Raw genomic sequence first — 7775 nt, 5'->3', positions numbered from 1 at the left:
CCAACCCCGCCCCCTTCTAGGCCACCCACCCGCGCTTCAAGCACACCCCCCCGCCCCCCCGGCGAACCGCGGGGGTGCGCGGCGCCCCACCCCAAAAAAAAAACGCGGGGGTCAATTCCCCGCCGCTTTTTTTTGCCTATCGCACTTCAGAACACCGCAGACCCGTAGGCGCTGGCGAAGCCTGCGATCGACCGCACAGCGGTCGCAAACACTGGCAGCCAATAAAGGCATCGGGGCTGCTGCGCCGCCCATCGCCGGCTTCGCCAACTCCTACAGTGTTTATGGAGCCGGCTGTGCGTCAGGCAGCTTCCAGGTTCCATCCAGCACGGCCTTGGCCGGCTGATAGAAGCGCACCATGTAGTTCCAGCCCGGCATGATCGGCAGGCAGTTGGCGACCGTGGCCGTGCACCCGCCAAAGCGCACCGAAACGCTGCCGTCATCGCCCTTTTGCGCATTGAGGTTGTTCAACGCATACGCCTCTTGCGGGTTCTTGCGGAAATGCCCTTGCGCGTCATACACGCTGACCGACCAGAATGCACCGGCCGGCACGGGAGGCACATCCAGCCGGTACGCCGTGGCGCCATCGTTGTGCGCCGGGGTCACCACCTGGTAATAGGCGTCCTTCTCCGGATTGCCGCCCCAGGCCATGGCACTGCCAATCAGGTGGCGTACCGGGTCGACCTCACCGCGCTTGCCGAACATCCCCCGCGAATCGCTCAGGGTCGAGCCCAGGGCAAACAACGTCTGCCTGATCTGCGCACGGCTGGCTTCATCCCACGTCGGTACCTGAAACTGCCCCGGGCCGCTTTCCTGCCTGACGACGATGGCATCCTGCAGTGCCGCGATCTTCTTGAGGTCTTGCGGGTCGGCGGGGTTGATCAGCGTGCGGACACCGAACATCACATAACGGGTAGACACATCCGCCGGGCTCAGGCGGTACTCACCGGCGCCATAGTGCACGCCAATGACCTGGTGGTCTTCATCGATCATCACCAGCGACATGAAACGTTCGCCGGCATCCGGCAGGGTCACGCTGACGGGGCCGGCGTTCATGTCGAATATTGCCGTGGAATACAGGGTGTCCCGGTTGGGACGGATCACGGTCGGGCGGTCTACCGGGATCAGGTCGCGCCAGTGGGAGAACGTACCGAAGCCGCCACGCTGGACGGTCAGGCCGAAATAACGATCGGTTTCGGCGCGAATGAAATTATCAACGGTCACCGCCACAGGTGTTTCGGCTGTGGCCTGGGCGTGGGCGACCGGCAGGCATGCCGCGTACAAAGCGATGGCGGCTGCCAGGGGTTTCAATGCAGTCATTGTTATTATCCATGCAAGTGAAAGGACCGGGGCGCCTGCCCGCGGCCCGGATTGAACTCAGCGTTTAACCAACGCCGGCGGGAAGTAGTTGCCATCGGCTACCAGGCCCTTGGCACCGTAGTAACGGAACGTCAGCTTGAACGGCTGCCCGGCCACCGTAGGCAACCAGTTGGCCTCGGCGCCCTGCTCCGGCGCTTTCGGCCCGAAGTAGAGGGTCAGCGAACCGTCGGCGTTGTAGTTCAGCCTGGACTGGTTATTGAGCAAAACGCGCCCCTGGGCATTGGGCAACACGCGAAACTGCTTGGCGTCGGTGGCGGTAATCGACCAGAAATAGCGGGCAAATTTCGACGGCAGCTGGTCGGCCGGGAACGTCAACGAGTAATTGTTGCCACCGTCGAGCAGTTCGCCGTTATCCAGCGCACCGCCGCGGAAATAGTGAACTTCCGCCTGGGTATTGGCCCAGATGCCGCCGTAGTCGACCAGGGTGCGCGTGAGGTAATCCTTCCCGTAGGCCCCGGATACCGCCGGACGCACCCAGCCGTTGCGCAGAGTACCCGGGCCGATGGTCAGCGACGCTTTGGCCAGGGCGGGAAAAGCGTGTGTCCTGATCTGCCGGTCGATGGCATCACGGGCCGCCGGATCACCGATCTGCGCCGCAATGGCGCGTACCTTGGCCTGCAGCGCCTGCATACCCGGGTTGAGGTCGGGCTCCTGCAGGGCAACTGCGGCACTGTCGAACGCTTCGACGCCCGGCAGTTTGTTAAGGGCAAACATCGGCGTTTGAGGGATCGCTTCGGTGACGGGCGTGCCGCTGGCACGCAGGCTGAACTGCTGCTGCAACTGCTCGGCCTGCTTCCAGTCCGCGCCCAGCTCAACCCGCGACAGTAGGCGCGCCGTGCGCACTGGCAGGTCGATGCGCTTGACCCCGGCTGGCAGCGCGACCTTGGCCCCCTTCAAGCACACGGCATAGTCGCCATAAGGGTGCTCAGGCTGGCTGCGCTCGTTGATGTTGGCCAGGGTTTCCCCCCAGCCGTTGAGGAACTGCACCGTGTAGTAGCGATCGACGATCTTCGGCACCCCGACCAGAGTGCAACTGTGGGCGTCCAGCGCCAGCCAGGCCTCGGAATAAGCTACATCCAGGTTAGGGTTGGGCCATTCGACGTCCCCCGGTTTGCGGTGTACCAGCCGGTTCCACTGCATCCCGGCCTGGAAATCCAGTTGCTGCTGGCGCAGCACCAGCAGGCGCCCGAGCAGATAGGTGTAAGCGTCGCTGACGTCCTGGTCCGAGAACGCCTGTACCGAGGCGGCCGGGGGTGTTTGCGCGGCTTGAACCAGTGCCGGCTGCAGCGTCGCCGCCAGGCAGGCAGCGGCGAGTGCACTTCTGGCAAACGCAAAAGGTGATGAGCGATACATTGTTATTCTCCTTGGGGATCCACTCGTTGAAGCACTGGCAGCTTATGCACCAGTCGAGGGGGATCTGCACCGCTCCTGGGGAGTGGGGTTGGAGAATTTGTGCAGCTCAGGCCACCTGCAACAGCTTCGCGTACGCCTGCAGATGATGATCGTCATCGCCAAACTGCCGCGCGACCATCAGCAGATGCTTGGCATGGTGCGACAACACGTACTCCCACGTCAGGCCGATGCCGCCGTGCAACTGAATGCCCTGGTCGGCAACGAAGCGGCTGGCGCGACTGACGATGAACTTCGCCGCCGCCAGTACCCGGCTGCGCGGGTCGCTGTCCTGCTGATCGGCCACGCAGGCGGCGAGCAAGGTCATGGAGGTGGCCTGGTCGAGTTCGATGCGCATGTCGACCATGCGGTGCTGCAAGGCCTGGAACTTGCCGATCGGCTGACCGAACTGCTGGCGGGTTTTCAGGTAGTCATGGGTCAACCGGCAGGCCGCCTCCATGCTGCCGACTGCCTCGGCACATTGTGCGGCGATACAGCGGCCTTGCTGGTAACGCAAGGCTGGCAGCGCGTGCCCGACCTCTCCGAGAATCGCGCTGCTGTCGACGAATACATCCTCCAGGTACACCTCACACGCCATGCGCCCGTCCACGGTTGCGAACGCACGCCGGCGAACGCCGCGTGCCTGAGGGTCGAGTAGAAACAGGCTGATCCCCTGCTCGTCCCGAACACCCTGACCGGTGCGGGCCGACACCAGGATCAGCCCGGCGCTCTGACCTGCAACCACTACCGACTTGCGACCGTTGAGTGTCCAGCCACCGGCCACCGGTTGCGCAACAGTCTGTACATCATGCAACTGGTAATGACTGTGCGGCTCATCGACGGCAACCGCCATCTGCAAGGTGCCAGTGGCCAGTTGCGGCAGCAGCGCGGCTTTCTGCGCCTCGGTGCCCAACTGGGAGACCAGTCCACCGGCAAAGATCACCGAATGCAGGAAGGGCTCCAGGCACAGGCCTCGGCCCAGCTCGGTCATGATCAGCATGGTTTCCACGCCACTGCCGCCAAAGCCCCCGTAGGCCTCGGCAAAGGGTACGGCGCACAGGCCCAGGTCGGCCATCTGCTGCATGAACGCGGTACTGAAGCCGTGCTCGCTTTGCCGAAAGTGCTCGCGTTGCTCAAAGCCGTAAGTGTCACGCACCAGCCGCGCCACGGTGTCTTGCATCATCAACTGCTCGTCGTTCAGTTTGAAGTCCATGGTTGGCTCCTCAGAGTTCGAGAATCATTTTGGCGATGATGTTCTTCTGGATTTCGTTCGCACCGCCGTAAATCGAGGCCTTGCGCGCATCCAGGTACTGGTAGGTGGCCGCGCTGCTGTAGTCGGTGTACAGCAGCGGCTCTTCGCCATAGCCCAGCTCATCTTCAATGAACGGCATGGCGTAAGGCCCTACGGCTTTGCTGATCAGGTAGGTGATCGCCTGGCGAATCTCGGTGCCCCTGATCTTCAGGAATGAGCTTTCCGCCCCCGGCACACCGCCACCACTGACCGCCGCCAGGGTGCGCAGGCTGCTCATTTCGGCAGCCATCAACTGCATTTCGACTTCGGCGATCTGCGCGCGGAACATCGGCTCTTCGATCAACGGCACGCCGTTGCGCAACTCCTGGCTGGCAATGCGCTTGAGTCGGCCGAGCAATGCCTTGTTCTGGGCAATGCCGCCGATGCTGGTGCGCTCGTGGGTGAGCAGGTATTTGGCGCAGGTCCAGCCCTGGTTTTCCTGGCCGACCAGGTTGGCGACCGGCACCCGTACGTTGTCGAAGAACACTTCGTTGACTTCGTGCTCGCCATCCAGGGTGATGATCGGCCGCACGGTGATACCCGGCGTTTTCATGTCGATCAACAGAAAGGAAATGCCCTGTTGCTGGCGAGCTTCGGGGTCGGTACGCACCAGGCAGAACATCCAGTCGGCATAGTGCGCCAGGGTGGTCCAGGTTTTCTGACCGTTGACCCGGTAATGGTCGCCCTCGCGCACCGCACGGGTCTTCAGCGAAGACAGGTCCGAGCCTGCGCCCGGCTCGGAATACCCCTGGCACCACCAGTCGTCGCAACTGAGGATACGCGGCAGAAACCGCGCTTTCTGCTCCGGCGTACCGAACTTGATGATTACCGGGGCAACCATCTTCAACCCGAAAGACACCACTTTTGGCGCACCGGCGGCAAAGCACTCCTCATCAAATATATGCTTTTGCACCTCCGTCCAGCCGGTTCCGCCAAACTCGACCGGCCAGCCCGGTGCAAGCCAGCCTTGCTGGTTGAGCGTACGCATCCACTGCACTTGATGGTCCTTGCTCAGGCGCTTGCCCTGGGCGATGCGCTGGGCAAACTCATCCGGCAAGTGGTCACGCAGGTAGGCGCGCACTTCATCGCGAAAGGCACGCTCGTGCACGGTGAAATCAATGTCCATCCATCTACTCCGTAGCCAGGGGCGTGCCGGCCCCCAGGCCGGCAGCAGGTTCGTGCGGGGCGCGGTCAGGCGTCGAAAACGATCACCGAGCGCGCCAGCTCGCCACGGCGCAGTTCATCGAAGGCGTCGTTGATCTGCTCAAGCTTGATCCGCTGGGAAATCATCTGGTCGAGCTTGAGCTTGCCGCTCAGGTAGAAATCCACCAGCCGCGGCATATCGACCGGGAAGCGGTTGGAGCCCATCAACGACCCCTGGATGCGCCGCTCGTGCAACAGCTGCAGCGGGTCCAGCTCGATTTTCAGACCGGGCTTGAGCATGCCGATCACCGTTGCGGTGCCGCCGCGCGCCAGCATGGCGAAGGCCTGTTCGGCGGTCTGTTTGAGACCGATGCACTCGAAGGCGTGATGCACGCCGCCGCGGGTCAGCTCCAGTACCTGTTTGGCGGCGTCACCGTCCTTGCCGTTGATCAGGTCGGTGGCACCGAACTGTTTGGCCAGCTCCAGTTTTGAATCCAGCATGTCGATGGCAATGATCCGCCCTGCCCCGGCCAGTGCCGCGCCGTTGATCGCCGCCAGACCGATGCCGCCACAGCCGATCACCGCGACGGTTTCGCCCGGTCGCACGTTGGCGGTGTTGAACACCGCACCGGTACCTGTAGTGACCGCGCAGCCCAGCAGCGCGGCGCGGTCCAGCGGCATGTCGCGGCGAATGGCGACGCAGGCGTTCTCGTGCACCAGCATCTGCTCGGCAAACCCCGACAGGTTGACGAACTGCGGCATCGGCTTTTGCACGTAGGTCAGGCGCGGTTCCTCATCCTTGCCACGCTTGGTTTCCGGCGACACGCAACGGGCCAGGTGCCCTGTCACGCAATGATCGCAATGGCCGCAGAACACGGTCAGGCAGGTGACCACGTGATCGCCCGGCTTGACCGAACGCACTTCAGAACCGACCTGCTCGACAACGCCAGCGGCTTCGTGGCCCAGCACCATCGGGCCGGGGTACGGGAACGAACCATCAATGACGTGCAGGTCCGAGTGGCAGACGCCCACCGCTCGGGTACGGATCAGCACTTCACGGGGGCCCGGTTTGCTGATGCCCACCTCTTCGATGACCAGCGGGGCTCCAACCTGGTGGAATACGGCAGCTTTCATGGCAATTCTCTCGACTGGGAAATGGGGGCTCAGGCCGGGGTTGGCGCAGTACGCAGTACTGCTTTGGCATGGCTGAAGGTGCGGAATCCGTCGATGCCGTGATAGGCACCCATGCCGCTCTGGCCAACACCGCCGAATGGCAGGCCTTCACTGCTGGCATGGCTCATGACCCCGTTCAGGGTCACGCCGCCAGAGCAGGTGCGGCTCAGTACCCGGGCCTGCTCGTCGGCATCGTGGCCGAAGTAATACAGCGCCAGCGGCCGTGGCCGGGCATTGACCTGGGCGATGACCTCGGCAATGTCGTCGTAAGGTTTGACCGGCAGCAGCGGACCGAAGATTTCATCCTGCATCACCTGCAGGTCGTCGCCCGGGTTGAGCAGCAAGGTCGGCACAATCTTGTTGTGTGTCGCGGTGGTTAAATCTTCATTGGCCGGGTTCAGTTCGATCAGCTCGACGCCGGCCGCCCGCGCTTCGCTCAGGTACCCCTGCAACCGCTGGTAATGGCGGGAGTTAATGATCGCGGTGTATTCAGGATTGTCCTTGAGCGTCGGCAGGAAGCCGGCAACCACTGCTCTGGCGATGTGGATGAACGTCTCCAGCGACTCACGCGGCACGAACACGTAGTCCGGCGCCACACACAGCTGGCCGCTGTTGAGCAACTTGCCGACCATGGTTCTGGCCACCGCCTCCTTGAGGTCGGCGCTGCGCGAGATGATGGTCGGTGATTTGCCGCCCAGCTCCAGGGTTACCGGCACCAGGTGCTCAGCCGCGGCACGCAGCACGTGCTTGCCGATGCTGGTGGCTCCGGTGAAGAGTAAATGGTCGAACGGCTGTGCGCAGAACGCCTGGCCAACCTCGGCCCCGCCAAGCACCACCGCCACTTCGTCCTCGGCATACACCGAACGCAGCAGGCGGGCGATCAGTGCAGAGGTGTGCGGGGTAAACTCCGAGGGCTTGATGATCACCCGGTTACCCGCCGCCAGGGCGCCGGCGAGGCCACTGAAAACCATGTAGCCCGGCACGTTCCAGGCCGTGACGATACCCACCACGCCGAGCGGCTGGTACTGAACCCATGCCTCGCCACCCCGGGCCTTGCGCTGCTCGGGGCGCATCCATTCGGCCAGTTCGGCTTTGGTCTGCTTGAGCGTGGCCAGCGGCGACAACACTTCGCTGCCCTTCGAGAAACTCGGGCTGCGATGGCCAAAGTCAGCCGTCAGCGCCTCGATGAACGCCTGTTCGTGGTTGACCAGCAGGCCGATCGCCCGGTCGAGCAGTTCGCAGCGTTGCTCCGCCGTCCAGGGTTCATTGGCCAGGAAGGCCGCCCGCTGTTTGTCCAGGATCGTGCGGATGTCGGTGCCGGTCCAGCTTTCGATGGCGCTCATCACTACCTCTCTTGTGGTTGTCTGGACGCCAGTGCAAGTGCGCAACCGTGCGTCGGGGA

Annotated in this window: 6 protein-coding genes; all 6 read right to left on the bottom strand. The window is 63.3% G+C overall.

Annotated features, from left to right (window positions below; all coding sequences use genetic code 11):
- Positions 1–279: 279 nt before the first annotated feature.
- The gene (locus I5S59_RS21625) at positions 280–1317 is read right to left on the bottom strand and encodes a DUF1254 domain-containing protein (RefSeq protein ID WP_197878404.1); all 1038 of its coding nucleotides are present in this window, start codon (positions 1315–1317) and stop codon (positions 280–282) included.
- A gap of 57 nt (positions 1318–1374) precedes the next feature.
- Positions 1375–2730 (bottom strand): DUF1214 domain-containing protein, encoded by a 1356-nt coding sequence (locus I5S59_RS21620; protein ID WP_197878403.1) that lies wholly within the window; start codon positions 2728–2730, stop codon positions 1375–1377.
- A 106-nt stretch (positions 2731–2836) separates the two neighbouring features.
- Positions 2837–3979 carry an acyl-CoA dehydrogenase family protein gene (locus I5S59_RS21615; protein ID WP_197878402.1) on the bottom strand — a complete coding sequence of 381 codons (1143 nt, stop codon included), beginning with the start codon at positions 3977–3979 and terminating at the stop codon, positions 2837–2839.
- Positions 3980–3989: 10 nt separating this feature from the next.
- Positions 3990–5183: an acyl-CoA dehydrogenase family protein gene (locus I5S59_RS21610; protein ID WP_197878401.1), complete on the bottom strand. Its 1194-nt coding sequence runs from the start codon at positions 5181–5183 to the stop codon at positions 3990–3992.
- 65 nt (positions 5184–5248) lie between these two features.
- The gene (locus I5S59_RS21605; RefSeq protein WP_197878400.1) at positions 5249–6334 is read right to left on the bottom strand and encodes a Zn-dependent alcohol dehydrogenase; all 1086 of its coding nucleotides are present in this window, start codon (positions 6332–6334) and stop codon (positions 5249–5251) included.
- Positions 6335–6363: 29 nt separating this feature from the next.
- Positions 6364–7716: a coniferyl aldehyde dehydrogenase gene (locus I5S59_RS21600; protein ID WP_197878399.1), complete on the bottom strand. Its 1353-nt coding sequence runs from the start codon at positions 7714–7716 to the stop codon at positions 6364–6366.
- Positions 7717–7775: the final 59 nt, after the last annotated feature.

The sequence above is a fragment of the Pseudomonas alkylphenolica genome (assembly GCF_016009175.1).
GTDB classification, from domain to species: Bacteria; Pseudomonadota; Gammaproteobacteria; order Pseudomonadales; family Pseudomonadaceae; genus Aquipseudomonas; species Aquipseudomonas alkylphenolica_B.
The sequence above is the reverse complement of the archived record's forward strand: the minus strand, read 5'-3'. Positions and strand labels throughout refer to the sequence as shown.